The sequence below is a fragment of the Desulfovibrio piger ATCC 29098 genome, from assembly GCF_000156375.1.
GTDB classification, from domain to species: Bacteria; Desulfobacterota; Desulfovibrionia; order Desulfovibrionales; family Desulfovibrionaceae; genus Desulfovibrio; species Desulfovibrio piger.
Map to the genome: position 1 here is coordinate 232,033 of NZ_DS996359.1, position 25,327 is coordinate 257,359.

Annotated in this window: 17 protein-coding genes and 2 pseudogenes; 6 read left to right on the top strand and 13 right to left on the bottom strand. The window is 65.7% G+C overall.

The window, feature by feature from the left end:
• Positions 1–495 (bottom strand): annotated as a pseudogene (locus DESPIG_RS07675) (dissimilatory-type sulfite reductase subunit alpha); the annotation flags it as partial.
• A 590-nt stretch (positions 496–1,085) separates the two neighbouring features.
• Between DESPIG_RS07675 and DESPIG_RS07680 the strand changes: the two are divergent.
• The 3 genes from DESPIG_RS07680 to DESPIG_RS07690 are packed head-to-tail and all read left to right on the top strand — an operon-like array spanning position 1,086 to position 2,919.
• A complete protein-coding gene (locus tag DESPIG_RS07680) occupies positions 1,086–1,355 on the top strand; it encodes a hypothetical protein (RefSeq protein ID WP_006007089.1) in 270 nt (89 codons plus the stop codon).
• Positions 1,352–2,185, top strand: coding sequence for a hypothetical protein (locus DESPIG_RS07685; RefSeq protein WP_006007091.1), 834 nt, complete (start codon positions 1,352–1,354; stop codon positions 2,183–2,185). The genes DESPIG_RS07680 and DESPIG_RS07685 overlap by 4 nt, the downstream gene beginning before the upstream one ends.
• The gene (locus DESPIG_RS07690) at positions 2,182–2,919 is read left to right on the top strand and encodes a septal ring lytic transglycosylase RlpA family protein (RefSeq protein WP_006007093.1); all 738 of its coding nucleotides are present in this window, start codon (positions 2,182–2,184) and stop codon (positions 2,917–2,919) included. The genes DESPIG_RS07685 and DESPIG_RS07690 overlap by 4 nt, the downstream gene beginning before the upstream one ends.
• 442 nt (positions 2,920–3,361) lie before the next feature.
• Here DESPIG_RS07690 and DESPIG_RS07695 read toward each other — a convergent pair whose 3' ends face one another.
• From DESPIG_RS07695 to DESPIG_RS07710, 4 genes are all read right to left on the bottom strand, one after another.
• A complete protein-coding gene (locus DESPIG_RS07695; protein ID WP_040369687.1) occupies positions 3,362–6,955 on the bottom strand; it encodes a UvrD-helicase domain-containing protein in 3,594 nt (1,197 codons plus the stop codon).
• 210 nt (positions 6,956–7,165) lie between these two features.
• Positions 7,166–8,143: a hypothetical protein gene (locus DESPIG_RS13765; protein ID WP_006007101.1), complete on the bottom strand. Its 978-nt coding sequence runs from the start codon at positions 8,141–8,143 to the stop codon at positions 7,166–7,168.
• 319 nt (positions 8,144–8,462) lie between these two features.
• Entirely contained in the window at positions 8,463–10,622 is a 2,160-nt protein-coding gene (locus DESPIG_RS07705; protein ID WP_006007103.1) for a peptidase U32 family protein, read from the bottom strand.
• On the bottom strand, positions 10,619–11,626 hold the full coding sequence (locus DESPIG_RS07710; RefSeq protein WP_040369688.1) for an NAD-dependent epimerase: 1,008 nt from the start codon (positions 11,624–11,626) through the stop codon (positions 10,619–10,621). Before DESPIG_RS07710 ends, DESPIG_RS07705 begins: the two co-directional genes overlap by 4 nt.
• A 94-nt stretch (positions 11,627–11,720) precedes the next feature.
• On the opposite strand from DESPIG_RS07710, the gene DESPIG_RS07715 reads away from it, so the two are divergent.
• The gene (locus DESPIG_RS07715) at positions 11,721–12,728 is read left to right on the top strand and encodes a hypothetical protein (RefSeq protein ID WP_147588996.1); all 1,008 of its coding nucleotides are present in this window, start codon (positions 11,721–11,723) and stop codon (positions 12,726–12,728) included.
• A 250-nt stretch (positions 12,729–12,978) separates the two neighbouring features.
• Here DESPIG_RS07715 and ahcY read toward each other — a convergent pair whose 3' ends face one another.
• Together ahcY and DESPIG_RS07725 are read right to left on the bottom strand one after the other, a co-directional pair.
• Positions 12,979–14,400 carry an adenosylhomocysteinase gene (gene ahcY, locus DESPIG_RS07720; protein WP_040369690.1) on the bottom strand — a complete coding sequence of 474 codons (1,422 nt, stop codon included), beginning with the start codon at positions 14,398–14,400 and terminating at the stop codon, positions 12,979–12,981.
• Between the two features lie 224 nt (positions 14,401–14,624).
• Complete coding sequence (locus tag DESPIG_RS07725) at positions 14,625–15,551, bottom strand: ArsR/SmtB family transcription factor (RefSeq protein ID WP_006007111.1); 927 nt, start codon at positions 15,549–15,551, stop codon at positions 14,625–14,627.
• A gap of 847 nt (positions 15,552–16,398) precedes the next feature.
• Here DESPIG_RS07725 and DESPIG_RS13770 point away from each other — a divergent pair.
• The gene (locus DESPIG_RS13770) at positions 16,399–18,297 is read left to right on the top strand and encodes a DciA family protein (protein ID WP_169304819.1); all 1,899 of its coding nucleotides are present in this window, start codon (positions 16,399–16,401) and stop codon (positions 18,295–18,297) included.
• Between the two features lie 130 nt (positions 18,298–18,427).
• Positions 18,428–18,799 (top strand): hypothetical protein, encoded by a 372-nt coding sequence (locus DESPIG_RS07740; RefSeq protein ID WP_006007116.1) that lies wholly within the window; start codon positions 18,428–18,430, stop codon positions 18,797–18,799.
• Positions 18,800–18,957: 158 nt separating this feature from the next.
• Here the strand turns inward: DESPIG_RS07740 and DESPIG_RS07745 are convergent, their stop codons facing one another.
• The 6 genes and pseudogenes from DESPIG_RS07745 to DESPIG_RS07765 all read right to left on the bottom strand — a co-directional run bounded on the left by DESPIG_RS07745 (position 18,958) and on the right by DESPIG_RS07765 (position 25,172).
• Positions 18,958–19,578, bottom strand: a complete 621-nt coding sequence (locus DESPIG_RS07745) for a DUF4125 family protein (RefSeq protein ID WP_040369694.1) — start codon at positions 19,576–19,578, stop codon at positions 18,958–18,960.
• Positions 19,579–20,634: 1,056 nt separating this feature from the next.
• Positions 20,635–20,805: pseudogene (locus DESPIG_RS14550) on the bottom strand (HGGxSTG domain-containing protein); the annotation flags it as partial.
• Between the two features lie 232 nt (positions 20,806–21,037).
• Entirely contained in the window at positions 21,038–21,307 is a 270-nt protein-coding gene (locus DESPIG_RS07750; protein ID WP_040369695.1) for a hypothetical protein, read from the bottom strand.
• A 19-nt stretch (positions 21,308–21,326) separates the two neighbouring features.
• Positions 21,327–21,791 carry an ERCC4 domain-containing protein gene (locus tag DESPIG_RS07755; RefSeq protein WP_246118340.1) on the bottom strand — a complete coding sequence of 155 codons (465 nt, stop codon included), beginning with the start codon at positions 21,789–21,791 and terminating at the stop codon, positions 21,327–21,329.
• The gene (locus DESPIG_RS13775; RefSeq protein WP_006007130.1) at positions 21,778–22,263 is read right to left on the bottom strand and encodes a hypothetical protein; all 486 of its coding nucleotides are present in this window, start codon (positions 22,261–22,263) and stop codon (positions 21,778–21,780) included. The genes DESPIG_RS07755 and DESPIG_RS13775 overlap by 14 nt, the downstream gene beginning before the upstream one ends.
• A 284-nt stretch (positions 22,264–22,547) precedes the next feature.
• Positions 22,548–25,172 carry a DUF927 domain-containing protein gene (locus tag DESPIG_RS07765; RefSeq protein ID WP_006007134.1) on the bottom strand — a complete coding sequence of 875 codons (2,625 nt, stop codon included), beginning with the start codon at positions 25,170–25,172 and terminating at the stop codon, positions 22,548–22,550.
• Between the last annotated feature and the right edge of the window lie 155 nt (positions 25,173–25,327).

A 25,327-nucleotide genomic window follows, 5' to 3' on the forward strand; every position in this document is an offset into this window, starting at 1 on the left:
ACCGAGGTCGACGTTCAGCTTGTGGGTCAGGTCGTGGAAGACTTCTTCCAGCTGCGGGGTCTGGGTGCCCAGGAGCACGATGTCACCGGTGGAACCGTGCATGTTGGTCATACCGGAACCGCGCAGGTCCCAGATGTCGCACAGGTCACGCAGGAATTTGGTGTGGTAGTATTTGGCAGCGGGCTGGGCCACACGCATGGTGTGGAAGTGGGCCACGCCGGGGAACTTTTCGGGCTGGTCGCAGTAACGGCCGATAACGCCGCCGCCGTAACCGAACACGCCCACGATGCCGCCGTGCTTCCAGTGGGTTTCCTTTTCTTCGTAGGAAAGTTCCAGCACACCGAGCAGGTCTTCGGGGGCGTCAGCGGGGATCTGATAGTCCAGCCCGTCCGGATTGGCCGCGCGGTGAGCCGCTTCCTGTTTGATGTCGGACACAAAGCTCGGCCAGGGGCCGCTTTCAAGCTGGTCCAACAGGGGGGTTGCATGTTTCGCCATTGCCATACCTCCACATGGTTTGTTGTATCACATCGCGTGATGTGCCTTCGTCATGACGCTTGGGGCCGGAGTAGCCCGGAACCGCACACGACAAAACGCCGCCGGGGCGGCCTCGTCTTGCGGCCTGCACACATCAGTGTGCCGCCCCAGGTGCTGTTCCCTGTCCGGCGTAGTCAGACGGGGGATCGCAGGCGCAGCGGCAGACGCTGTTGGACGTCCGACACTGCGGGCTGCAATGTAGTTCTGCTTCTTTTAGCGTATTTCTTTGGCGATGACAACCGCTGTTTCTTGTGATTGACCGCTTTTTCACAGCACAGTCACAATGCGGGCCGCGCGGCCATGTTGTTTGTATGGTACGGATAACTATGTGAAAAAAATGTCATATCAAATCCCCAAAAATACACGCTATGCCGCCATGATGCCGCATGGTGCAGTCACGGCCGGTCCTCTGCCGCACCCCTCCGTCAGCAGGGCACGCCGTCCTGCGCAGGAGCGCCTTTTGTGGTCGCCTTGGCAAAAAAGGTATTAGCGGCTATGGTTCGGGCAGTATTTCACAGTGCCGCCGGGAGCGGCCCAGCAAGGAAAAAAGCATGAAAGACGAGCGTGGTTTGTATTATTTCCCCAATGCCGCGGACCGCAGGGCCCGCATGTACGTGCGGCGCGGTGAGGACGGCGGCGTGCAGTTCCGCCTTTGGCAGTCCGACCATCCCGAGGTCTGGGACCGCCACCAGTGGCTGGACTTGCAGGTCATCGAGGACGCGGCGCGCCTCTACCGCGAGGAGCGCAACGCCGATGCCGACCCCCTCAAGCTCTATGATGCGGCCGTGGCCCGCGCCCTGCTGGAGGAGGCCGGTCTGTGAACGGGCGCTGGTCGCCGGAACGCAAGGCCTTTTTAGTGCGTGACCTGGTGCGTGACTACTGCCAGGTCTATGAGGGGCTGGAAGAACAGCGCCGCCGTTTCGACCACGAAGGCGCGGTTTCCTATTCGTCCATCCGTGACCTCCTGGGCGAGGCCATGCGCAAGGGCGTGTTCTGGCGCCTCAAGGATACGGCGCATCATCTGTTCCGCAACAGCCAGTCCCAGACACCGGACAAGGACGCTATCCTGCTCTGGCAGTATTCCGGCAGCCGTCACCCTGACGGGCTGGTCAGCCAGCAGCCGGTGGAGGCCCTCATCGACTGGTGCGTGGGCTATGCCTTCCACGAGTGCGCCAAGCTGCGCGAGGACGCCTTCCAGCGCCAGCACTACGCCAACCGTCTGGCCCAGCTGGGGCGCCATCAGGGCGTGACGGCCGAGCTCTACGACCCTTTGCGGCAGCTGGGCGAACAGACCGCCGAGAGCTCCGCGCGCGAGCTGCAGCGCATCCTGCATGTGCTGCGGCATGGTCTGTTCCTGCTGCTGCGCTATCTGGAAGGGCAGGAGGACAACACCCATCTGGCCCGCTGGCTGGTCATGGAAGAGGCCCGGGCCCGGGCGGTCTTTGCCGACCTGTACGACGACCTGCTCTCCGCCCTGTACGGGAGCCGGCCCCAGCGCCTGTACATGCTGGCGGCATGGGATTTGCTGGAGGCCGGTCGCAGCGAGGAGGCCCGCTGCATGCTGGAATGCGCCGCCCGGATGGGCCGTCTGGATGCCGAGAGCCTGACCCTGCTGCGGCAGCTGGAACAACTGCAGGAAGAGGGGCGATGATGGCACGACAGTTTTCCTTTCCCCGTCTGCTGGTGAACCTCTTCTGCCTGTTGCTGGCGGCCGTGCTGCTGGCCGGTTGCGGCAGCAAGGACACCTCCTGGCGCAAGGGCGGTGTGCCGGGCTCCAAGCCCTATACCGTGCGCGGCAAGACCTATTATCCGCTCAAGTCGGCCCACGGCTTCGTGGAAGAGGGCGTGGCCTCCTGGTACGGTCCGGGCTTCCACGGCAAAAAGACGGCCAGCGGCGAGCGCTTCAACCAGTACAACATCAGCGCCGCGCACAAGATCCTGCCCCTGGGCACGGAAGTGCGCGTGACCAACCTGGAGAACCACCGTTCCCTCATCCTGCGCATCAACGACCGCGGCCCCTTCGTGGACGACCGCGTCATCGACCTTTCGCGCGGGGCCGCCCAGCGTCTGGGCGTCATCGGCAAGGGCACGGCGCGGGTGCGTATCCAGAGCCTGGGCGACGTGCCCCAGGTAGAAGACGGCGATGTGGTGCGCGGCAACTTCTTCGTCCAGATCGGCGCTTTCTCCAAAAAGGACAACGCCCGGGGCCTCATCGAGCGCCTCACCCGCAGCGGCCAAAAGGGCCGCATGATCTTCGGCAGCAACAACCTCTGGAACGTGCAGGTGGGCCCGTGGGAAGACTCCCGCAAGGCCGACGAGATGATGCGCGTGCTGCGTGCCCTGTACCCCCACGCCTTCGTGGTGGGCGACGGCGGCGCGAGCTAGACGGTTGTCGTTCTTGGATAGGCAAAACGGGCCGTTCCCTGCGGGGAACGGCCCGTTTTTTATGGCATGGGGACGGCTTGAGGGGGGAAGGGGCCCCTTTTGGAAAAGGGTCTCCCTTCCCCCCTCAAACTCTCCCCCATCCTCCCTAAAACTTTTCTTCTGGAGGCATGGCAGGTCTCCGTCGCTGTCCGGCAGGAACAGCACCGCGCAAAGTCCCCGGTGAGCCGCTCCATCAGCTTCCCCGTTGGGCGACATGGGCGGCTGTTTCCTGTCTGGTGAGGGCGGGACGGATACCGGTCATACGGGAACAGGATGATGGATCGTTCTGCGGTAATGGCTGGTCGAATGAAGCGCGCTGGGGAGGGGGAGGGAGTTTGAGGGAGGGGGAAACCCCTCTCGCGCTAGTGGAGGGGGGCCCCCTCCCTCAACACATCCTTTGGATTTAAAACAGCGACAGATGTTCCCGCACGGCCTTGGTGTGGCGGGCCAATGTGCTCTGGCGGCAGAAGTCGCGCACCAGCGGCAGGAAGCTGGAGGGTGCCAGGGCCAGTTCCCGGCCGAAGAGACGACGCCCGGCGCTGTGGCTCACATACAGGGCGCGGGCGGCGCGGGTCAGGCCCACGTAGAACAGGCGGCGTTCTTCTTCCAGGCGGGCGGCCTGCGCGGCGGGGGACATGTCGTCGTCCGGGTTCTCCAGCAGCAGGTCACGGCGCATGGGCAGCAGGCCCTCTTCCAGCCCGGGCAGGAACACGGCCTGGAATTCGAGGCCCTTGGAAGCGTGCAGGGTCAGGATCTGCACCTGTTCCGAGCGGGCGCGGATGAGTTCCGCCTCATGTTGCAGGCCCAGTTGCTGCACAAGGGCCTCCCACTGGCCGCAGTCCTGCCATGCGCGGCAAAGCTGCTTCCAGGCCGTGCCCTGCCAGAACGGGGCGGGCAGGCGGCTGTGCCCGGAAAGGCGGGCCTGCAGGGCCTGGGGATCGGGCAGGGGCGCGTCCGGGGGCAGATCCAGCGCCTGTTCCAGAATGGGCAGCAGGTCGTCGCCCTCGGCTCCATCCCCGGCAGGGACAGGGGCCTCGCCCTGGCCGCGGGCGATGGCCAGACGCAGCACGGCGGCGCAGAGCGGATCCTGCCAGCAGTCTTCCTGCGCGGGCGCGGCGCAGGGGATGCCCTCCTGCTCCAGCGCGCGGCGGATGACCGGTATCTGGGCCTTGAGGCGCACCAGCACGGCCACGTCGCCCGGAGAAAGGGTCCCGGCCAGCTCGTCTTCCTGTGCGATCTGGTCCATGAGCGTATGGGCCGTGGCCCCCAGCAGCTGGCGGATGCGGCCCGCGATCCAGCGGGCCTCGGCCTGCTGGTCAGGGGCGGAGAAAAGATGCAGGCGGGCCTGTTCCCGGCGCATGGCCTGCAGGGCGCCGCAGTGGCCGCGGCCTTGCAGCAGGCTCTGGGCCATGTCCAGCACGCCCTGGCTGGCGCGGTAGCTCTGGCCCAGACGGCAGACGCGCAGGGAGGGCCAGAGGGCGCGCAGGCTATCCTCGCTCTGGCCGCTGGCGCCGCGGAAGCCGTAGATGGCCTGGTCAGGGTCGCCGATGCCGAAAAAGCCGTTGCCGTCCTCGGGCAGCAGGGCGCGGATCAGCCGCAGCTGCACCGGCGAAAGGTCCTGCACCTCGTCCACCAGCACATGCCGCCAGGGCAGGGACGAAGCCCGGCGGGAGGGCACGGGAAGGGGCCCGGGGGCTGCCGTGGCGGCCACCATGCCCAGCAGGGACATCTGGCGCGGTACGGCGCGGCCTTTGTGCGGGGCTTCGTGACGGTCGGTCGTCGTGTCCGGCCCGGCGGAAGTCGCGGGAGAGGAAGCGTCCGTCCGTGCCGGGCGGTGCTGTTCCGTCACGGCCGCAGCCAGCAGGGCCCGGCAGGCGGGCGGCAGCAGGCTGTGCTCCAGATCGGGGCGGATGTCCTCGCCCTGTCGGGCGCGCAGATGGAAAAGGAAGAATTCCAGCAGGTCGGCGTAGTCCAGCAGCGGGCTCTGGCTGCGCACGGTACGGGCGGCCTGCCAGTCGGCCACGGCGGCGCGCAGGTCGCCGGGGAGCTCGCTTGCGGGCAATCCCTGTTCGCGGGCCCACTGCAAGCGGTCCCAAAGGCGGCGCAGGGCCTTGCGTTCTTCGCGGCTCTCCGGGTGTCCGGCATCCACGAACAGGGCCTTGGCCGCGTCTTCGGGCAGGAGCAGGGCCGTGGGCAGCTCGCGCTGCACCACGCTCCAGGCCAGGGCATGCAGGGTGTCGCAGCGGGGCAGGGCCGCAGGGGCCGCGCCATCCCCGGCCGGGGCCTGCAGGCGTTGCCGCATCTCCTGCGCGGCGCGCCGGGTGAAGGTCACGGCCAGCAGGTGCGAGGCCGGTACGCCCTGGGCCAGCAGATATTGCAGACGGCCCACCAGTACGCGCGTCTTGCCCGCGCCGGGCCCGGCCAGCACCAGCACGGGCGTTCCCGTCTCCAGTCCGGCGGTCAGGGCCTCGGCCTGTGCCGGAGAAAAGCCGCCCAGCGTCCGGCCGTCGGGCGTGGCGGGCTCGGGCTCGCTTTCGGCAGGCGCGGCACTGTCCTTCTTGCGGCGCACCCGGATGGCCGCCACGGTGGCGGCGGTCTCCTGTTCCGGGGCCTGCGGGGCGGGTTCCGTCACCTTTTTGGGCCGTTCGCGCTTGCGGGGCGCGGCGCCGTCCAGCAGGCTGCGGCTGCGGGGCGTGCCCTGCCATTCCGCGGCTTCTTCGGGGCTGAAGACGCACACCACGCCGTATTCGCCGTCATAGCCGCCCTTGCGGATGACCTGGCCCCGGCGCATGCGGGCCACGGCCTCGCCCAGCGGTTCCCAGTGGCGGCGCACCTGCTCCTCGTCCATGCGGCAGAGGATGTCCAGATCGGGCCCCAGCTCGCGCAGCAGGGCCGCGTACTTGTCCTGCACCTTGCGCGAGCCGCTGCCCACGCCCAGGATCTCGCCCACCAGTTCGGGCAGGGGGATCAGGGGCCGTGCCTCCGGCTCGTGGGGCAGGCTGGCGGGCGTTTCGCGGTCGGCCAGCTCGCAGACGCGGTGCAGCACGCCGATGGTCAGGGGCTTGCCGCAGACCGGGCAGATATTGTCCAGGGCCAGGGCCTCGCGCGGTTCCAGCACCACATTGCAGGCCCGGTGGCCGTCCAGGTGGTATTTGCCCTCTTCGGGATAGAATTCCATGGTGCCCAAAAAGCGGCAGTCCTGGGGCTGCCGGTCGGGCGGCAGGCGGCGGGCCGCGGCCCGCAGGGCGGTGAAGATGCCGTCATAGGAGGGCGCGCCCGCAAAAAAGTTGGCTTCGCGGCCCAGATTGGCCCCGGAGTGGGCGTCGGAATTGGAAATGAGCGCGTAACCGTCCAGCTGGCTGACCATGCGGTTCATGCCGGGGTCCGAGGAAAGGCCCGTCTCCAGCGCGAAGATGTGGGAGGAAAGGTCGTCGAAGCAGTCTTCCAGCCGGTCGAAACCGGACTTGGAGCCGAACAGGGCGAACCACGGCGTCCAGACATGGGCCGGGATGAGCACGGCCTCGGGGCAGACATCCAGGGTCATCTCCAGCAGGTCGCGGGAATCCAGCCCCAGGATGGGGCGACCGTCGGAATGCAGGTTGCCCACCAGCTCCAGCCGCTGCGAAAGGCGGTCGGCATCGTCCAGCGTGGGCACGAAGATCAGGTTGTGGACTTTGCGCACCTTGCCCTGACGCTTGTAGATGGAGCTGATCTCGGTCTGGAGCAGGAAGAGGGGCCCGTCGGCATCCGGCGGCGTCTTTCCCTGCAAAAAGTCCAGCTCTTCGGCCGGGCCGGAAAGGCGGTACAGGCCGCTGGCCTCGTCGCGCACCAGCTGCTGGCGCAGCTCGTCCCGCCACTGCGGGTGGGTGAAGTCGCCGGTGCCCAGCACGTTGATGCCCTTGCAGCGGGCCCAGGCGGCCAGATGCCGGGGCGAGAGATGTTTGCTGGTGGCACGGGAAAAGCGGGAATGGATGTGCAGGTCGGCGATGAAATTCATGGACAGGCTCCGCGATGTCAGGATGAGGAAACCGATATTGTTATGGAAAGCCGGTCGCAAGGCAAGGGCGGTGCGATCCTGCGACCGGCCCGTCACCTGCGGGAAGGGCACGGACAGACTTCAGGGGATGCGGACACTTCCGGGGCCGCCAGCCGCCACACCGGGCCGCCGTCCGCCGTGGCTCCCTGTTCTCGGGGATATGGCGGGGCGTTATCTTTTTTCCTCATGGCCCGCGCCCAGCCAGGAGCAGAAGGCAAGGGCCTCGGGGCTCCAGCCCTGCCCGTGGTGTAGGGGCAGGGGGGCCTCCAGCAGGCATTGGGCGGCGGCGTCCTTGCGTGCCAGCACCAGTACCCGTTTGGCGGGCTCCCCGGCGCGGGGGCAGAGGGGCAGGATGCGGCGGCAGCCCAGACGCTCCCGTTCCAGCGTGGAGAGCAGGCGGGACAGTTCCGCAGCCGGGAAGATGCAGCAGAACAGGCCGTGATGGCGCAGCAGGCGCCGGGCCGCATGGCAGAACACGGCCAGAGGATTCGGCATGCCTGGCTGTTTCCCGACCCGCCGGGGAGCGGGCGTCCCGTCGCGCAGGGGGACGGGGCCGCGCAGGGCGGCATCACGCCGGGCACTGGCCGAGTGGCGGCCGCTGTCCGCCGGCGCATAGGGCGGGTTGGCCAGGATGAGATGGAAGGCATTTTCGCCGCAGTCCCGCAAAAAATGTGTATCGGCAAGGTCGCCCTGCCGGAAACGGCATACGGCATCCAGCCCCAGAAGGCGGGCATTGGCTGTGGCCGCAGCGCACAGGGCCGCGTCCTGCTCCAGGCCCAGAGCATGCAGGCGGGGGGCGTCGTTCCCTCCGCAGCGTTCTCTCCCCGGCTGCCCGCAAACAGTCGCGGACTGCGGCTCTGCACGCCGCACACCGGAGCACGAGCTGGGTAGAGGGGCCGCCTGACGGGCATGTCCCGCCATCTTCGCCGCAGCGGACGGCAGGCGCAGGCACAGGCCCAGCAGGGCCGCCCCGCAGCCGCTGCCCAGCTCCGCCACCTTTCGGGGGGCCGCTCCCGGCAGGGAGGCGAGGTTTTGCGCCGCGAAGGCCGCCAGCAGCAGGGCATCCGCGCCGAAGCGGTAGCTGTCCTCCGGCTGGTGCAGACCCCGGGGAAAGAGGGCGCGGGCGGTGGTGATGGTCGTATCGTTCATGGGCTGCGCTGGTGCTGGAGATTTGCTTGCGTGGGAGAGGGGACTTTGCGTTGCGGTCGATGGTTGCCGTTTGTTGCGCCGTGATGGACACGGCCCGTGCGGCCTCCGGTCGCTTCCCGCAAAAAATGGAAAACATCCCTTCCGGCATGAAAAAACGGGGCCATGCCTGCGGCGCGGCCCCGTGATGGAAGCGTATCAGGGATACGACTTTTTTTGATAAAGCGCGCTGGGGAAGGGATGGGGGCTTGGGGGAAGGGAGACCCCTCTCGCGCGAGACGAGGGGTCCCCCTTCCCCCAACCTTCTTTTTCCAAAGATATTTTACAGCAGGGCACCGTCCCAGTTGAACAGGCCCTGGCGCCGCATCTCGGGCAGGCTGGAGGGCGGGTTCTCTTCCAGGCGGGCGAAGAAGCTGTAGCCCGCCTGCTGGAGTTCCTGCCGCTTGGCGGTGAGGTCCAGGGGCCAGCCGGGATAGAGCCAGACATTGCCGCCGTACTGGCGGGCCCAGAAGACTTCGCCCTTGGGGCTCATGAACGGCTCGTTGGGCTTGATGCCCAGCAGGCCGAAGCGGCTGATGCCCACGGGCCAGAAGCCGCCCAGCACCATGCCCAGCGGCAGCGGGCTCTGGCGGGGCAGGGCCAGGATGTCGTCGGCGGGCAGTTCGGGGCTGATGTACGCGCCCTTGAAGCCCATGTCGGCCAGCACGCCCAGCGCGGCGGCATTGGCCACGTTGCAGAAGGGCCCGGCCAGCAGGTCCAGGGCGTCGCTGTGCTTGGGATCGGCGGGCTCGTCATCCATGCGGGCCAGCAGTTCCGCCGGGAACAGGTCACGCTGCCAGGGGGCGTTGCAGACGAAGTGGCGCGCACCTTCGCGGGTCAGATGGGCCAGACGGCGGCGGATGGCCTCTTCCTCTTCGGGCCAGATGACGGGCGGCAGCCACCAGCAGATGCGCGGAGCGATGGTGCGCGAGATCTCGGCCGTGCGCGGCGAGAGCCACAGGCCGGTGTTCTGGCTGCGGCAGCCGCGGGTCTCGCGGCCCTGCGGCATGCTGGCGCGCACCACCATCTCGGGCCGGGGCGCGGGCCGGACGGGCCGGGGCAGACGGGGCTCGCTCTCCACGGCCTTGCTGGGCCGGGTGGGCATGCGGTCGAGCCGGGCCTGCCACTCCCTGAGGATCTGCATCAGTTCGGGCTCGCGGCGGTCGATGAGGAAGACCGGCGTGCCCGCCTTGGGCGTCTTGTGCTTGGGCAGGCGCAGCATCAGGGTGCCTGCCTTGGGCGTGCGGCGCGTCACGGGCAGGGTGGCGTGCCAGCGTTCGTCTTCCACGCCCACGCGCAGATAGTCCTGCGGCAGCAGCTCGAAATGGGGCTTGAGCAGCACCTGGCCTTCGGGCGTCACATTGATCTTGCCCGCCAGCAGGCCGGAGCTGGTCTGGCCCGACGGGTCGGTGGGGATGAGGTTGTCCTTGTGCGGCAGGAAGCGGGCACGGCTGCCGGGACGGCCCAGCGCCATCTCGAGGATGGCCTCGGCATCCTTGCGGGCCTGCGGGTCGCCGGGGTTGTCACGCAGCATGCGATAGGCCGTGACCACATGATAGACGTAGTGCGGGCCCTTTTTGCGGCCTTCGATCTTCCACGAGACCAGATGCGGGATGTGCAGCAGGGTCTTGGCCAGCACGTCCAGCGAAAGGTCCAGACAGGAGAAGAAGCGGCCGTCGCGTCCCTTGCCGGGGTTGGTGCGCTGGGGACGGGGACGGCGCATGTCGCGGCCGTTGCGGCCCTGTTCGCGGGCCTGCTGTTCGGCCTGTTTGGCCATGGCCGCGGCAGCGGCGCCGCCCTGACGGTAGACGCGGCGGCAGGGCTGCACGCAGCGGCCGCGCAGGCCGCTCTTGCCGCCCATGTAGCTGGACCAGTAGCAGCGGCCCGACACGCAGTAGCACAGCGCACCGTGGACGAAGCATTCCAGATCCAGTCCTTCGGGGCAGGCCTCGCCCATGGCGCGGATCTCGTCGATGGAGAGCTCGCGCGGCAGGATGACGCGGCTGGCGCCCAGGTCCTTGGCGGTCTGCAGGCCCTGCGGGTGCGTGATGTTGGCCAGGGTGGAGAGGTTGATCTCGCCCTCGAAACCGGCCTGCCGCGCCAGATCCAGCATGGCCAGATCCTGCACGATGATGCCGTCGGGGCGCACCTGCCGGGCCAGACGATGGATGAGACGGTAGGCCGCCGCGGTCTCCTGCGGCTTGACCAGCACGTTCATGGCCACATAGACGCGGGCCTGTTCCTCGTGGGCCAGGTCGGTGAGGCGCGAAAGGTCGGTAAGGCCGAAGTTCTCGGCCTGCATGCGGGCCGAAAAATGCTTCAGGCCCAGGTACACGGCGTCGGCGCCGGCGGCCAGGGCCGCGGTGAAGCACTGGGCGTCACCGGCCGGGGCCAGGATCTCCGGGCGTTCCGGGGTAGGGGCGGGCAGGATGATGTCACTCATGCGTAATAATATTCCTTGAACCAGGCCACAAAGCGCTCGATGCCGGTTTTGAGGGGCGTCACGGGCGCAAAGCCCGTGACCTGCGACAGGGCGTCGATGTTGGCCCAGGTGGCTTCCACATCGCCGGGCTGCATGGGCAGCAGGTCACGGATGGCCTTCTTGCCCAGCGCGTCTTCGAGGGCGGCGATGAAATCGTTGAGTTCCACGGTCTGGTTGTTGCCGATATTGTAGATGCGCCACGGCGCGGAACTGGTGGCCGGGTCGGGGGTGGCGGCATCCCACTGCGGGTCGGGCTTGGGCGCCAGGGGCAGCAGGCGCACCACGCCTTCCACGATGTCGTCGATATAGGTGAAGTCGCGACGCATGCGGCCGCCGTTGAACACCTTGATGGGCTCGTCCTTCATGATGGCGTGGGCAAAGAGCTGCAGGGCCATGTCCGGGCGGCCCCAGGGGCCGTAGACCGTGAAGAAGCGCAGGCCCGTGCAGGGCAGGCCGTACAGATGGCTGTAGGAATGGGCCATGAGCTCATTGCTCTTCTTGGTGGCCGCGTACAGGCTCACGGGGTGGTCCACGTTGTTGTGTTCCGAGAAGGGCTGGCTGGTGTTGAGCCCGTAGACCGACGAGGAGGACGCGAAGACGAAGTGCTGCACGCCGTTATGGCGGCAGCCTTCCAGCAGGTTGGCGAAGCCCACCAGGTTGGAATCCACGTAGGCCATGGGATTGATGAGGCTGTAGCGCACGCCGGCCTGGGCCGCCATGTTGATGACATGGGTGAACTTTTCGGCCGCGAACAGGGCGCTCATGGCCTCGCGTTCGGCCATGTCCTGCAGCACGAAGCGGAAACCGGGACGGCCTTCCAGCCGGGCCAGACGGTCTTTCTTGAGCTGGACGTCGTAATAGTCGTTGAGGTTGTCCAGGCCCACCACGGTGTGGCCCTGGGCCAGCAGACGGTCACAGAGATGATAGCCGATGAAGCCCGCGGCTCCGGTAACGAGAATATGCATGCTGTCCTCCTGTTGGCGCAGACTAAGCCAGAAGCGCTTCCGGGGCAAGGGTTTGCTCTTGCCTCCGCTGCCCCGCCCGGCTATGTTCGGGAACATGAAAAATAACGAATCCACCTTTGCGTCCAGCAACGCTTCCGAAATGCGCAACAGCGCCGCCGGGACCGGCAAGAAAGCCGCCGGTGCCGCCGCTGGCAAGACCGGAGCCGCTGCCGACGCCGGCAGGGACGAGGCCATCCGTCACTGGTACAAGGGCGAGAATCGCGACACCATCATCTATCTGCTCATCGCGATCTTCTTCCTTGAGCTGATCATCGGCGGTATCGCCTTCTTTTACGGCATCATGCACGCCAAGCCGTCACTGGCCGGGGGCCCGCCCGAAGCCCAGTTCCCCATCCTGGGCTGGGCCATCGGCGCTGTGGCCGCTCCGGTGGCCTTGCTGCTCATCGTGCATCTTTCCGGCCTCTGGGTCTCCAACACCCTGGAGCGGGAGCGCCAGCCCGGCAAGCCCGGCTCGGAACGCATGGTGCCCAAGCGTCTGCGCTATTTCTATGCCTGTGTGCAGCACGCGCCCACGGTGGTCATCCTGCTGGGCATCCTGCTGCTGGCCGCGGCCCTGGTCTTCGTGGACGGCATGTTCTCGGCCGTGCTGGCCTTCGGCGCCGCGCTCAAGCCCTACATCCCGTGGATCGCGGGCAGCATCGCGGCCCTGCTGGCTGCCTGTTATCTGGGGCGCCTGCTGCTCATCTACCGTCACCGCCGCATGGAACAGGAATACGCCTACCGGCGCGAGGTGCTGGAAAAGACCGGCATCGTGCTGGTGAGCAAGGGCAGCATCCCCCTCAACCGGGGCATCGAGCCTTTGCAGGCCGTGGAAGGCGGCGGCTATGCCTTGCCGCCCGGCCCTGCCTACACGCCTGAGGAAGCCGCCGCCGATGCCGCGGCCCTGGAAGCCGGGGAAAAGAAGGGCGATGCGCCCGCCGAGGACATCGTGGACGTGGATCCCGAAGACCTGGGCGAAGCGCCCAAGGACACGGCCGCACCCCGCAAGGACGACGTGACCGACGCCGATGTGGTCGTGGAGGATGGCAAGTCCAAAGCCTAGGCGACATGCCCCGGGGCACCGGCATTTTTGAGGAGCGGCTCTGTCCCTTCCTTCAAGATCTCCCGATGCCGCGGCTCCCCACGTCGCAGCGGGCCCGGCCCTGAGGGGAGCCATCCGGTCGGCTCCGTCCCTTCCTGGCGCGTTTCATTTCAAAAAGGAGAGGCTCCTTGAGGAGCCTCTCCTTTTTTATTTTTGCTGCCTGCCGCCGTCGTTTCCCCGGGCAAGGCTCGGGCAGCGGCGCCGCTGCGGCCTAGTAGCGGTAGTGGTCGGGCTTGTAGGGGCCTTCGATCTTCACGCCGATGTAGTCGGCCTGTTCCTGGGTCAGGGTGGTCAGCTTGGCGCCCAGACGGGCCAGATGCAGGCGGGCCACTTCTTCGTCCAGTTCCTTGGGCAGGGTGTAGACCTTCTTTTCCAGGTCGCCCTTGGCCAGCTTGATCTGGGCCAGGGTCTGGTTGGTGAAGCTGTTGGACATGACGAAGCTGGCGTGGCCGGTGGCGCAGCCCAGGTTCACCAGGCGGCCTTCGGCCAGCACGATGATGCTGCGGCCGGACTTGAGGGTCCACTTGTCCACCTGGGGCTTGATGTTCAGCTTGGTGATGCCGGGGGTGGACTCCAGGTAGTGCATGTCGATCTCGTTGTCGAAGTGACCGATGTTGCAGACGATGGCTTCGTCCTTCATGCCTTCCATGTGTTCGCCGGTGATGACGCGCAGGTTGCCGGTGCAGGTGACGTAGATGTCGCCTTCGGCCAGGGCGTCTTCCATGGTGGTGACTTCAAAGCCTTCCATGGCGGCCTGCAGGGCGCAGATGGGGTCGATCTCGGTCACCAGCACGCGGGCGCCGAAACCGCGCATGGACTGGGCGCAGCCCTTGCCCACGTCGCCGTAGCCCACCACGACCACGACCTTGCCGGCCACCATGACGTCGGTGGCGCGCTTGATGCCGTCGGCCAGGGACTCGCGGCAGCCGTAGAGGTTGTCGAACTTGGACTTGGTCACGGAGTCGTTGACGTTGATGGCCGGGAAGAGCAGCTTGCCTTCGGCTTCCAGCTGGTAGAGGCGGTGCACGCCGGTGGTGGTCTCTTCGGAGACGCCCTTCACGCGGGCGGCCACTTCATGCCAGTGGTTGGGATCTTCCTTGTAGCGCAGGGCCAGGCGATCCATGATGATCTGGAATTCCTTGTTGTCGTAGGTCTTTTCCAGCAGGGAAGGATCGTTTTCCACTTCCACGCCCTTGTGGATCATCAGGGTGGCGTCGCCGCCGTCGTCCACGATCAGGTCGGGGCCCTTGCCGTCAGGCCAGGTCAGGGCCATTTCGGTGCACCACCAGTAGTCTTCCAGGCTCTCGCCCTTCCAGGCGAAGACCTTGGCCATGCCCTGCTCGGCGATGGCGGCAGCGGCGTGGTCCTGGGTGGAGAAGATGTTGCACGAGGCCCAGCGGATGTCCGCGCCCAGGGCGTGCAGGGTCTTGATGAGCATGGCGGTCTGGATGGTCATGTGCAGGGAGCCGGTCACGCGCAGGCCCTTGAGGGGCTTCTGGTCGCCGTACTTGCGGATGCACTCCATGAGGCCGGGCATCTCGCGCTCGGAGAGCTGCATTTCTTTCTTGCCGAAATCGGCCAGGGCCATGTCGGCCACTTTGTAGGCCAGGGAAAGATCCAGGGCTTTGGTCATCGTTCCATTCTCCTTGGGGAAGTATGTTGGGCCGCTCCACAAAAGGGCGGTCTGCGGCATGATCGTTGTCCCCTGTGCGGGGATGCGGCGCGGCACGGTATGGCCGCGCGGGAAATCTTGTGGGCCTTTGTCGAATAAAGCGCGTCCGGGAAAGGATGAGGAGCGCGGGGGAAGGATCCCCCTTTCCGCGTCGGCAAAGGAAGGCCTTTTCCCGAAAAATATCCCTAACAGGCGCGAGCCCGCACCAGCAGCAGGAACAGGCCGCGGCCCACGGCCTGCCGCGTGCAGGACAGGACGTCGAAACCGGCCTGACGCAGGCGTTCCTGCAGGCGTTCCTCATCGAAGCCCAGCCAGCGGTCGCCGTAGCGGCTGCGCATGGTCTCGTCGTGATGTTGGAGGAAATCGGCCACGAACAGGTGCCCGCCCGTAGTCAGGCTACGGCGGATCTCGCGCAGGCCTTCGCCGGGATCGGACAGGTGGTGCAGGACGAGGTTGATGCAGGCGAAGTCCGCTTCCTGGTCACGCAGGGGCAGGTGATCCAGCTCGCCGATGCGCAGGGAGATGCGGTTCTCGTTGGCCAGGTCCACGGGGCTGAAACGGCGGCGGCACATCTCCAGCATGCGGGCCGAGCCGTCCACGCCGATGAGGCTTTGGCTGGCGGGCAGCAGGCGCTCCAGCACCGCGCCGGTGCCGCAGCCCAGGTCCACGGCCACGCGGCAGCCCTCGGGCACGGCGGCCAGTACGGCGGCGGGCAGGTCGAAATCTTCCAGCACTTCGCGGTTGAGCTCGTCCCAGTCCTCGGCGATGGCGTTGAAGAATTGGCGCGTCTTGAGGGCTCGCTCCTCCAGGATCTGGGCCGCCATGGCCAGGTCCTCACGCATGGCCGTATCCGTATGCAAAAAGGGGCCCATGGCCTGCAAAAAGTCGCTGGCCTCGCCGCAGCGCGTGGCGGCATAGAAGACCCACAGGCCGTCCCGGCGCGAGGTCAGCAGGCCTGCCTCGGTCAGGATCTTGAGATGGCGCGAGACGCGGGATTGCCCCATGCCGAGGATACGCACCAGCTCGTTGACCGAGAGTTCGTAATGCAGCAAGATATGCACCAGTCGCAGACGGGTCTCGTCTGAAAGTGCCTTGAAATATACCAGTGCCATGCGTGCCCCTGTACGGCGCGCCGGGCGCGCCTGCGATCTATGTATCAAATTTGCTTGATGCAAATATCAGCCTATCTGGATATAGTCAAGGAGTTCCATGTCCTCGCCCTCCGATGCTGCCCCTGACCGGTCCCCTGCCGCCGGGGAGGAGACCAAAAGTCGGTTGTCGCGCAAGCGGGTGACCGTCATCACGGCCACGGCCCTCTCGTTGCTGGAGGCCTGTGGTCTTGAGCCGTCGCCGTCACGGTCGGAAAAGACGGCAGGGAAGGGGCCAAAGACAGCGCAGGAGGCTGCTCCGGCCGGGAAGGCCCCGGCGAACGACCGGGAAAAAAAGCAGGCAGCGGATCCGGCATCTTCCCGGAGCCGGAACTCCAGCCGAAAAAAGACGCCCCCGTCGGGCAAGATCTCCCGGACAGATGCGGGAAACCTGCCGGAAGAAGATGCGTCGCTGGCCTTTGCCACCGGCAATGTTCCGGAAGTCCCTCCGGTGGTCCCGTCTGACGGCGCGGCTCCTGTTGCGGCCACGCCTCCCGGACCTGTTGTCCCTCCGAAAAAGACATCTGCCCGGCGTCGCCGTGCGGCCAGTGCGAAGGCTGTCTCCGTGCCCGACGGAGGGACGGCTCCCGCGTCCGGGGCTGAAGGACAGGTGGCCACACCGGTAGCGGGGCCTTCTGTTGCCCCGTCTGCGGTGGAAGCGGTGGCATCTGGGCCGGGAGAGGAACAGTCTCATGCTGCCGCAAAGCGGGCTCCTTCTTCCCGTGTGCGCCGTTCGTCCACTTCCGGCGGGCGGGGCCGCAAGAAAGCTGTCGAGATCCCACCTGCACCTGCCGCAGAGGCGGTGCCGACCGTGGCGCCGGAGGCGCAGCAGGCTCCCGCGCGTCCCATGGATGCGGCGGCGCTGGCTGCCGAGGCGGATCGCCTGGCCGCGGAATACGGCCTGTCGTCATCGGGTGGCGGTCTGGTGGTGCTGCCCGGGGACGATGACTGGGACGATTTTCCCGCGCCCCGGTATGACGAAGCTCCGTCTCCCCAAACAGCGGCCCGCTCCGCTGTGACGACACCTGTCGCCCCTTGCTCCGAGCCCGCACCTGCGGAGGCCCGCTTCGTGGAGGTCTCTCCGTCCGTTCCCGCTCCTGAGCCCGTGCCCGCACTAAAGAGCGCTCCCCGGCGTCGTGCGGCCAGCACGAAAACTGCCTCCGTGCCCGGTGGCGGGGCCTCTTCCCCCCTTGAGGCCGGAGAGCAGGGGACAGCACCGGTAGCGGGACCTGCCCTTGGAAAGCCTTTTGTGGCCGCGTCCGTGCCGGGTGAGGAACCGCCTTTACCGACCACAGGACGGAGAGCCGCTCGTCCATCCACTCCCGGCGGGCGGGGCCGCAAGAAATCTGCCGGGATCTCGTCCGCACCTGCCTCGGAGGCTGTGCCCACCGTGGCGCCGGAGGCGCAGCAGGCTCCCGCACGTCCCATGGATGCGGCGGCGCTGGCTGCCGAGGCGGACCGTCTGGCCGCGGAATACGGCCTGTCGTCATCGGGCGGCGGTCTGGTAGTGCTGCCCGGAGACGATGACTGGGACGATTTTCCCGCTCCCCGGGATGAGGATGCCCCGTCTCCCCAGACAGCGGCCCGCTCCGCTGTGACGGCACCTGTCGCCTCTTTCCCTGAGCCCGCACCTGCGGAAGCTCGTTCTGTGGAAGTATCTCCGTCCGCTCCCGCTCCTGAGCCCGTACCCGCAGCCAAGAGCGCTTCCCGGCGCCGCCGTGCGGCCGGTACGAAGGCTGCCGCCGTGCCCGGTGGCGGGGCCCGCCCCGCAGCTGACGCCGGGGGGCTGGGAGCCTCGCCGGTGCCGGCACCCATCGGGAGCATGCCTGTCCCGGCAGCCCGTCCTGCTCCCGCAGCGCAGGCCGGTGCCTCCCTGCCGGATGCAGGCAGCGGAGACGGGGAAGCTCATGCCCCTGCTCGGCCCGGAACAACCCCAGTGGCTGCCGGGCCCTCCGGCTCCACGCCGCCCTCCGGGGCAGGCATGGGGAAGCGCGAGGCCGCGTTCCGGCAGTGGGCCGCGGACATGCAGGCGCGTTTCGATGCCGGGCTGGAAGCGGAGGAAGACCGGGCGGCACGCCGCAAGGACACGCTGGTCGTGCTGCCGCCGCCGACGGATACGGGCGGACGGAAACGCCGGACGGCAAAAAAGCCACAGGCAGCGGCAGTGGAGGCCCCGCGCCCGCGGGCATGGATCACGCGGCGGCGCAGCACCGAACCCGGCCATGAGGCCCGCTTTGAGGAATGGCACGGCCCGGCACGGACAGGGAGCGTGCTGGAAAAAGTCTTCATCTCGCTGGGCGCGTCCCCGGAACAGGCCAAACTGAGCCGTTTGTGGCGCAGCTGGGATGCCGTGCTGGGGCCGGATCTGGCGCCTTTGGCGCGTCCGCTGGGGCACCATGACGACAGGCTGCTCATCGGCGCCGAGGATGCCGTGCTGCTGCAGGAGCTCTATTATATGGGACCGGAGATCGTGCGCCGGGCCAATGAGTTCCTTCAGGAGGACTTCTTCACGGCGGTGAAAGTTTCCCTGATGCTGGACCATCAGGATCTGGATGCGCCCAGTCCGGTGTTGGAGCGCTCCGCCGGGCGTCCGCAGGAGGAGGTCCCCGCGCCTTCCGGGGCCAGCCTGGGGCTCATGGATCCCGAATCGGCCGTGGCCCGCTGCTATGCCCGCTTCTTGGACATGGAGCTGCCCGATCCCCGCAAATGACGGGCCGGGGCCGCCGGAAAGCGGGATTGACAAAGCTTTTCCCGCGATGCTAGGGTCAGCGGGTGTCGTGCTGGCCTTGCTGCTTTGTTGCTGTGGCTGCCGTCACGCTGCAGCTCAAGGGGAGGGTGCCATGCAGGATACGCTGGAAAATATCAGCCTCAAGCACGATAATGGCGAGGACATGCGCTTTCGTGGGCGCCTTTCCTCCGAGTGCTCCTGGTATGACGAAGAGCATGGCGTGCTGTGCCGCCAAAAGCTGTATGTGACGGAGAACAAGGACCAGATCTACTACATCATGCGCACCGGGGCGGAAGAGCACAGCCGCCGGGCTTACCGTCTGAAGGTGCAGGACGAGACCTGCATCATCCATAACGGCAAAGCTGAAGTGCGCATGCCCATTGCCCTGTTGATGCTGGCTGTGCGCGGTCTGTGCGGCATGGATGCCCGGAGCGCGACCAGCCTTGCCATGGTGGAAGAAATGCTCAAGGCTGCCAACGCCTAGCCGCCGTCCGTTTTTTCCCCGAAAAGAGAGGAAAGGGATGCTTCTTCGGAAGCATCCCTTTTCGTTTATGCGGCATCCGGCCTTGTAGCGGTCGCGGAAATGCAAAAAGCCACCCGCAAGCGGGTGGCTTTTTCGTATCAAGGCAGGGAGCGGAGGCCTCAGCGGCGGGCGCTGAAATGCTTTTCCGCGCTCTCGATGTCCTCGAAGCCGTACTGCTGCACCTGATGGAGCAGGTTCTGTTCGGCTTCGCTCTCGTCCTTGCGCAGGCGTTCCATGGTGGCCCGGTGGTAGAGGGCGATGGTCTTGGGGGAATAGGTGCGCAGTTCCGCGCGCAAATAGGTCTCCATGGAGACCCAGCCCGGGCGGTCGTCACGGCTGCGCAGGGGGCGGCCCCTGTCGGCCAGCGAGGGGAAGCGGCTGTCGAGGTCTTCCTTCCAGGCCACATGGGCGGCCACGATGTCGTCCACCTGGGCCATGGCCTCGGGATCCAGCGGCGGCAGGCTGTCGGCCAGCTGGGCATATTCTTCGGGGAAGGTGGATTCCATCATGCGGGCGTATTTTTCCGTGACCAGGTTGCGGCCTTCCAGGCGGGCATTCAGCAGGTCTTCCAGATAGCTGCCCAGCAGTTCGTCGTCCCAGTTGTCCATCTGGCTGGAACGCATGATGCGGAAGGTCTTGGGGTCCATCTGGCAGGAGGCCTTGCCGCCCACGTTCTGCACATTGCTGAACATTTCCCATTCGGCTGTGACCACGGCATCTACAAGGGTCTTGTGTTCCATAGCGTCTCCTTGGCCGGGATGGGTCGCGGGCATCGCGGCCATCCGGCCATCTTCAGCAAGCAAAGTTTTCCCGGCGTGGCCGGGATAATGAAAAAAGGGCGCCCTGCCGGAAGCAGGACGCCCTTGTGTCAGCACGTGGCGGGGGAGGGATACTATCTTGCATTATAACATGCTGAAAATACTGATTTATGTTGTACAGCAAAATGCCTCGTACCCCCAAATGTACCCCCAAAAAATTTTGCTGCCCATTTTTGCCCTGCTTATGGCATGGCCCCTGCATAACATCCGGGGGGATTTCCGGCAAGGGGAGAGGGCTTTTTTTGAGGTAGCACCCTGCGACCATCACCGCAGCACCCCCCTATCCTGGATCGCAAGAGGACCGGAATCCGTTTCCGGCCCCTGCCTTAGGGGTGGGGCGTTATCGTCCCGACGTTGGCTATCAAGGGTCGCAGTTCATTTGCTACCCTTCCTGCCCGGCAAGGACAGCGTGTCACGTTTACCCAAAAATAGCAGCAGCCCATCATCCAAAAAAGGAAGACCGGCAGGGAAAAGAATTTTCCATAACCTATTGGAATTATGATACCTAGTATTTTACTATGAATTGTGGAAAGCTTTGTTTTTGAATCCAGTTTTGCCGGAATGGGTAACAGTGCCGTAGCACGATTGAAGGGGAAAGGATGGGTACGGATACCGTATGCATAGGGTATCCTCTCTCCTTGCCGGTCATTGTCTCCTTCGGCCCCTGGCTGTCCGTGCTTGCCGGATGGTTGTCCGTCCTGTCTTTCATTGTCCCTTCCAGTCCGTCATGGCCCGCAATGGCCCCGTAGAGCCTTGAAACAAAGAAAGCCGGACGCTTCATAGCATCCGGCCAGTTGTTGCCCTCTGGGGCTGTCTCAGGGTGTCCACAGTTTGGACGCCCCTTGATCTCTTGCGTTCAGGTCTTGCGTTTGCGTTGCCGTCTTCCGTATCACCGCCGCCGGCAAGGCTTTCTTCTCCGGCAGGTATTGCGTTTGCTCCCTGCTCCTCTGGCTGCCGATACCAACTTTTATCACCCACTCATGGGCTTGGCTTTCCTCTATCTATCCTGCGCTTCCGCTTGGGACATTTCCCGTTGGCAGCGGAGCGCCGCTTTCCCTCTTCGGTCTTGGGCCCGGTGGAGAGCCCGCCATGCAGGCGGCACCGTCCATTGCTGTAAAGGTCTTTCCTCTTGCAGGGCGTCCCGGCCCTGGTCTTGGCGCCTCATGTCTGGCCCGGCAAGGTACGATGGGGTGGGGGCGGCGGTACCTCGCGTTCTTCCTGTGCCGTAAGCCGTCTGATGTTGGCCCACAGATCATCAATACTTCTTGCTTCCGCCTTGCTTCGAACCGCCTTGCCGTGCATCCCGCCCCTCCTTTTTTGAGGTCAACACCGTTGACTTGTAGTTGACCTTGTTCTTGCGTCCGGGCATCGTCCCGGCTGTCTAGTTCACCGTGTCCGGCATGGGCTGGACAGGTGCGGGGGTGACTTCAAAGCTTGGGGTGCCCATCATCGCAACGGCCTTTTCCCGGCTCATCTCCAGCGCCTTCACGGCGCCGTCCAGGTCGTAAGCATAGGGTTCTTTCCGCCATGCTTCGGCCACAGCCTTAACCACCATGCAGGCCGCTTGGTAGCCTTCATGAAAGCCCTGGGCATAGCCCGCATGGGCGGCGTCCTTGAGCGATCCCACAATCACTGTCTTGTCCTGTTCCATATGGATACTCCTTTGAATGTCAGGCCGCGTCATGGGCCTTCACGATGGCGGCCCAGCGTTTCCGGGCCCCTTCCAGGTATTGCCGCAGGAAGCCCCAGGCCGTGTACTCCGCCGCGGCCCGGTTCCCGGCAAAGAAGAAGGGCAGGCGGTACCGTCCGGCGAAGGCCAGCACGCTTTGACAGGCCGCATGCGGGTTCAACCTGCTGCGATACTGCCCCGCCGCCAGATCGGCCCAGCTCGCCTCTACCACCACGGCAAAGGCATCCAGAGCCGCCCCGCGTTGCAGCTCCCGTTCAAAGCGTTCCCGCTCACGTCCCAGACAGGCCACCAGATCGGACAGCTCCTTGCGTTCCACAGCCACCTTGTCCGCCAGTCCGGCAAGGGAATAGTCGCCCACGCTCAGGGTGCCCACTTCCACCGTCACGCCTTCATAGCGCGGCCCCCGGAAGGGAAAGGGAGCCTGTTCCCTGCTATCCACAATCACGCGCACCGCTGCCCCTCCTTCCCTTTTTGGCCTGGTAGATTTTTCCGTCCGGCGTTTCCACCCATCGGCTATGCCTGCCGCACTTGGCACACACCGCTTGCCGGTTCAGGCAATGTCCTTGCCTGGCCGTACCTTGCACCAGCAGTTTGCCGCCGCATTCCGGGCAATCCGGCAGGATGCGGGGCCGCCCTCCTTTGGACGGTGCGTTGACGGGCACAGCCAGCCACACTTGCCGGGGCAGATGCTCCAGATCCAGATCATGCAGCAGGGCTTCCAGATTGTCCCGGGCATAGCGCAGGGCTGCCTCCTTTTCAGATCGCAGCAGGCCCGGTGCCGGCCACAGTACCAGTCCGCTCCCATCATCGGCAGGCAGGGCCCCCACCTTGAATGTTTCGTTCAGCTCGTGCAGTACCGGCCACGGATGGGGATGCCCCGTCGTGGTAGTCTGTTGAAGGTGACGAAGATCAAGCATGCCAGTCATGTCTCTTGTTCTCTGTAGAATATTTTTACTGTCCCAACTGTCCCAAGTGTCCCAATGCCTTGAACTGCAAGGCTTTGAAGGTGGGCAGAGCGTGGGACAGTTGTTTTTGCAAACTGTCCCAACTGTCCCAAAGGGCATTGGTGCCTCAAGAATTGGGACACTTTTTCCCTGTGGGACAGTTTGCTTTTATGGGACTGTCCCGCCGTAAACCCTTGAGGCTGTAAGCAATGGGACAGTTGGGACGGTTGGGACAGTGTTTTTTGAACAAGATGGTATCAGTCCTCTGGCAGTAACAGCACATAGCAGTCCATACGCCCCAGATCAGGAAGTGTACGTCTGGACTTCATGCGGTTGGCACGTTCGATGACCAGCCATCCGGCATCCGCCAGCACACGCGCAGCCCTGCGCACGGAATATCCTTTGACCACCTCGGCCCCGAAGGATTCCGGCAGGATCAGGTATTCCGTCCTCCCGTCCGTTCCCTTTTGCCTAAAGCCCACCCGGCCTATGCAGGTGGTGGCGTTGGTGTCCATATCCTGGAAGCGGCTTGCCCCGTGCTGCTCGATGAACAGGCGCACCGCGGCAAGAATGGCCGCATCTTCCGAAGCGCCGGCCCCGCCGCGGGCGGCCAGCCAGTCCGTGAAGCAATGTTCGGCGCAGGTCACAGCCTGGAAACAGTCGGGCAGGACAGCAGCCTGCCGTGCCACCTCTCCTGCCACGGCGCAGAGGGCGAAGCGCTGGGCCACACGCCGCACCTGCCCGTCGGCATCGGCAGGGCAAAAGCGACCCATCAGGGAATCAAGCGAGGGGCGGAGCTGTTCCATCAGCGTGGGCATCTCCCGGATCAGGTAGTGCAGGAAGGCCCTTCCGGCATGGCCGTAGTGCTGCTCCGACAATTCCTTGAGGCGGTTCACTACAGCACCGGCAGAGGGGAGGCCGTGCAGGTCTGTCAGCATGGCCTTGTCCACGGGCAGGCCCACGAAGCGCACTTCCTGCCCGCCCCGGGACTTCATGCCGTTTTCCGCCAGCTTGTCCGCAAGGCCCAGCTCGCCGGATGACAGAAAGAGCAGCCGCCAGACATGGGAGCGGCGCAAACTGCCGTCGCGTCCGGAGCGGGACTTGCCGGAACCGTTGGCCAGCATGTAGGCCGCCTCACTCAGCACCCGGGCATTGACCTGGCCCACTTCGTCCAGGATGAGCAGACCGTCATTGTGGAGCGCCGCCACGCCTTCCAGAGCGTTGTCCGTGACGCGCCAGCTTTTGACGTGGCCAGGGCCGCCCCAGACGGATGCCGCCACCTGCAGGGCCGTGGTCTTGCCGGAAGAGCTGCCGCCCTCAAAGGAGAAGCCGCCGCCCTCCATCCCTGCAAGACGCAGCAGGGGCCCGGCGAAAGCGATGCAGAGCGCAAAGGCCAGGCGCACGTTCCCGGCGCACAAGCCCGGTATCTCCTGCCAGCCTTCCAGCGTCCCGGCAGTGCCGTAGAGGCCCGTATGGTAGGCGGATTGCAGCACGACGCTTTCCCCCTGCGTAGCTCCAAAGACGGCATCCGGCAGGACGTAGACCGATTCATGCCAGCCCACGCGGGGCACGCAGCGGATGCGACGTACAGGCCGCACACTGGCAAGGAAGGCGGCCAGTTTGGCGCGTGTGCCGGGCACACCGAACCAGCCCCCGGACGCCAGTGTGCCGAACCACTCCCCTCCCTGCCGGTTGAGCAGTTCCACAGGCATGGCCCAGCGGTGGAGCCGTCCGTCCGGATCGTTCCACTCCAGCATCAGGCCCCATTCGTTGCCGTCGGCGTCGCGGGTCATGCCTCGCACAAAGAGCGGCGGGCCCAGGCGGATGTCATTACTTTCCCCGTCCGCCTTGAGCTCTTGCTTGTACAGCCCGGCACGCTTCCCCTCGGCCACCATGAAGAAGCCCTCCGGCATGGGGCAGGCATCGTCCTGCAAGCGGGCCTTCTCCACCACCCTGCGCACTGCCTCAAGGCTTCGGGCCCTGTGCAGATCATTGAAGTCCGCCTTTGCGCCGTCCAGGGCAGGGCAGACGGCCAGCTTTGCACCAATGGCCTGAGCGGCTTTGGTAGCCGCCTCCACGCCGGGGTTCCATGCCTTGCCCTCCTTCATGGTCTCGCAATCGTTGTCAGCGCAGAGGATGATCTCCCTGTCGGGATACTTGTCCCGGGCCATGCGGGCCACGGCCTCAAGGTTTCCCGCATTGAAGGCCACAAGGCAGGCGTGGCCCGTGGCAAGGTGCAGGCTTGCGGCGGTGGCGTATCCTTCCGCTATGAGCAGGGGGCCGTCCTTGGTGCCGTCCTTTGCCGGAATGGGGAAGTAGCCGCCCGCCGTTTTGCCGCCCTTCAGAAAGAGCTTGTCCGGCCCGTCAGCGGGCTTTTCCGGCAGGATGCTTTGCAGGCTCACCAGCGTGCCGGAAGCATCCAGCACAGGCAGCAACAGCTCTACAATGCCCTGACATTCCCGCTGCCGGATGCCACCAAGAGCAGGGACACCTTTCCGTTGCAAGTAAGGGTGTGCATCCGGTGCACTTCCCGCTCTTTTCCAGATGGCCCGGGCCAGCTTGGCAGACGCGGCCCAGCGCGTGGCCTGTTCTTCTTCGGCAGCTTTCCGGGCAGCGGCGATGCGTTCCCGCAGGGCCTTGCGCTCGGCAGGGGACAGGTCTTTGGCCGGTCTGGTAGACCGCGATCCTTCATCACCGGTGATCCAGTTCTTCCACCAGCAGCAGGCCGGATCATCCAGGTGGATACGGTAGGCCCCGTCCTTGCCGCGGGGCTTGTCCGTGGTGCCGCAACGGTGCAGCACGCCGTCTGCCTGGACGTGTTCCACCAGCAGCCCGGCAGCCCGCAGGCTCTCTTCAAAGGCGCTCAGGATGTCACTATTCATGGTCGCCCCCTTCCCGCTCGGGATCCCACAGCGGGGGCAGGTCGCGCTCATGCGGCAGCCCGGCAAGGGGGAAGGAGAGCTCCCCGCCGGCGATGGCGATCTTGTCCAGGAGCAGGTCGAAGCAGAGGGCAAGGCCCATATTGCTTTCATCAGAG

Excerpts from the sequence above, each read along its gene's own strand:
- DESPIG_RS07680 (WP_006007089.1), top strand. The coding sequence starts at position 1,086 with ATGAAAGACGAGCGTGGTTTGTATTATTTCCCCAATGCCGCGGACCGC.
- DESPIG_RS07690 (WP_006007093.1), top strand. The coding sequence starts at position 2,182 with ATGATGGCACGACAGTTTTCCTTTCCCCGTCTGCTGGTGAACCTCTTC.
- DESPIG_RS07695 (WP_040369687.1), bottom strand. The coding sequence starts at position 6,955 with ATGAATTTCATCGCCGACCTGCACATCCATTCCCGCTTTTCCCGTGCC.
- DESPIG_RS13765 (WP_006007101.1), bottom strand. The coding sequence starts at position 8,143 with ATGAACGATACGACCATCACCACCGCCCGCGCCCTCTTTCCCCGGGGT.
- DESPIG_RS07705 (WP_006007103.1), bottom strand. The coding sequence starts at position 10,622 with ATGAGTGACATCATCCTGCCCGCCCCTACCCCGGAACGCCCGGAGATC.
- DESPIG_RS07710 (WP_040369688.1), bottom strand. The coding sequence starts at position 11,626 with ATGCATATTCTCGTTACCGGAGCCGCGGGCTTCATCGGCTATCATCTC.
- DESPIG_RS07715 (WP_147588996.1), top strand. The coding sequence starts at position 11,721 with ATGAAAAATAACGAATCCACCTTTGCGTCCAGCAACGCTTCCGAAATG.
- ahcY (WP_040369690.1), bottom strand. The coding sequence starts at position 14,400 with ATGACCAAAGCCCTGGATCTTTCCCTGGCCTACAAAGTGGCCGACATG.
- DESPIG_RS07725 (WP_006007111.1), bottom strand. The coding sequence starts at position 15,551 with ATGGCACTGGTATATTTCAAGGCACTTTCAGACGAGACCCGTCTGCGA.
- DESPIG_RS07740 (WP_006007116.1), top strand. The coding sequence starts at position 18,428 with ATGCAGGATACGCTGGAAAATATCAGCCTCAAGCACGATAATGGCGAG.
- DESPIG_RS07745 (WP_040369694.1), bottom strand. The coding sequence starts at position 19,578 with ATGGAACACAAGACCCTTGTAGATGCCGTGGTCACAGCCGAATGGGAA.
- DESPIG_RS07750 (WP_040369695.1), bottom strand. The coding sequence starts at position 21,307 with ATGGAACAGGACAAGACAGTGATTGTGGGATCGCTCAAGGACGCCGCC.
- DESPIG_RS13775 (WP_006007130.1), bottom strand. The coding sequence starts at position 22,263 with ATGCTTGATCTTCGTCACCTTCAACAGACTACCACGACGGGGCATCCC.
- DESPIG_RS07765 (WP_006007134.1), bottom strand. The coding sequence starts at position 25,172 with ATGAATAGTGACATCCTGAGCGCCTTTGAAGAGAGCCTGCGGGCTGCC.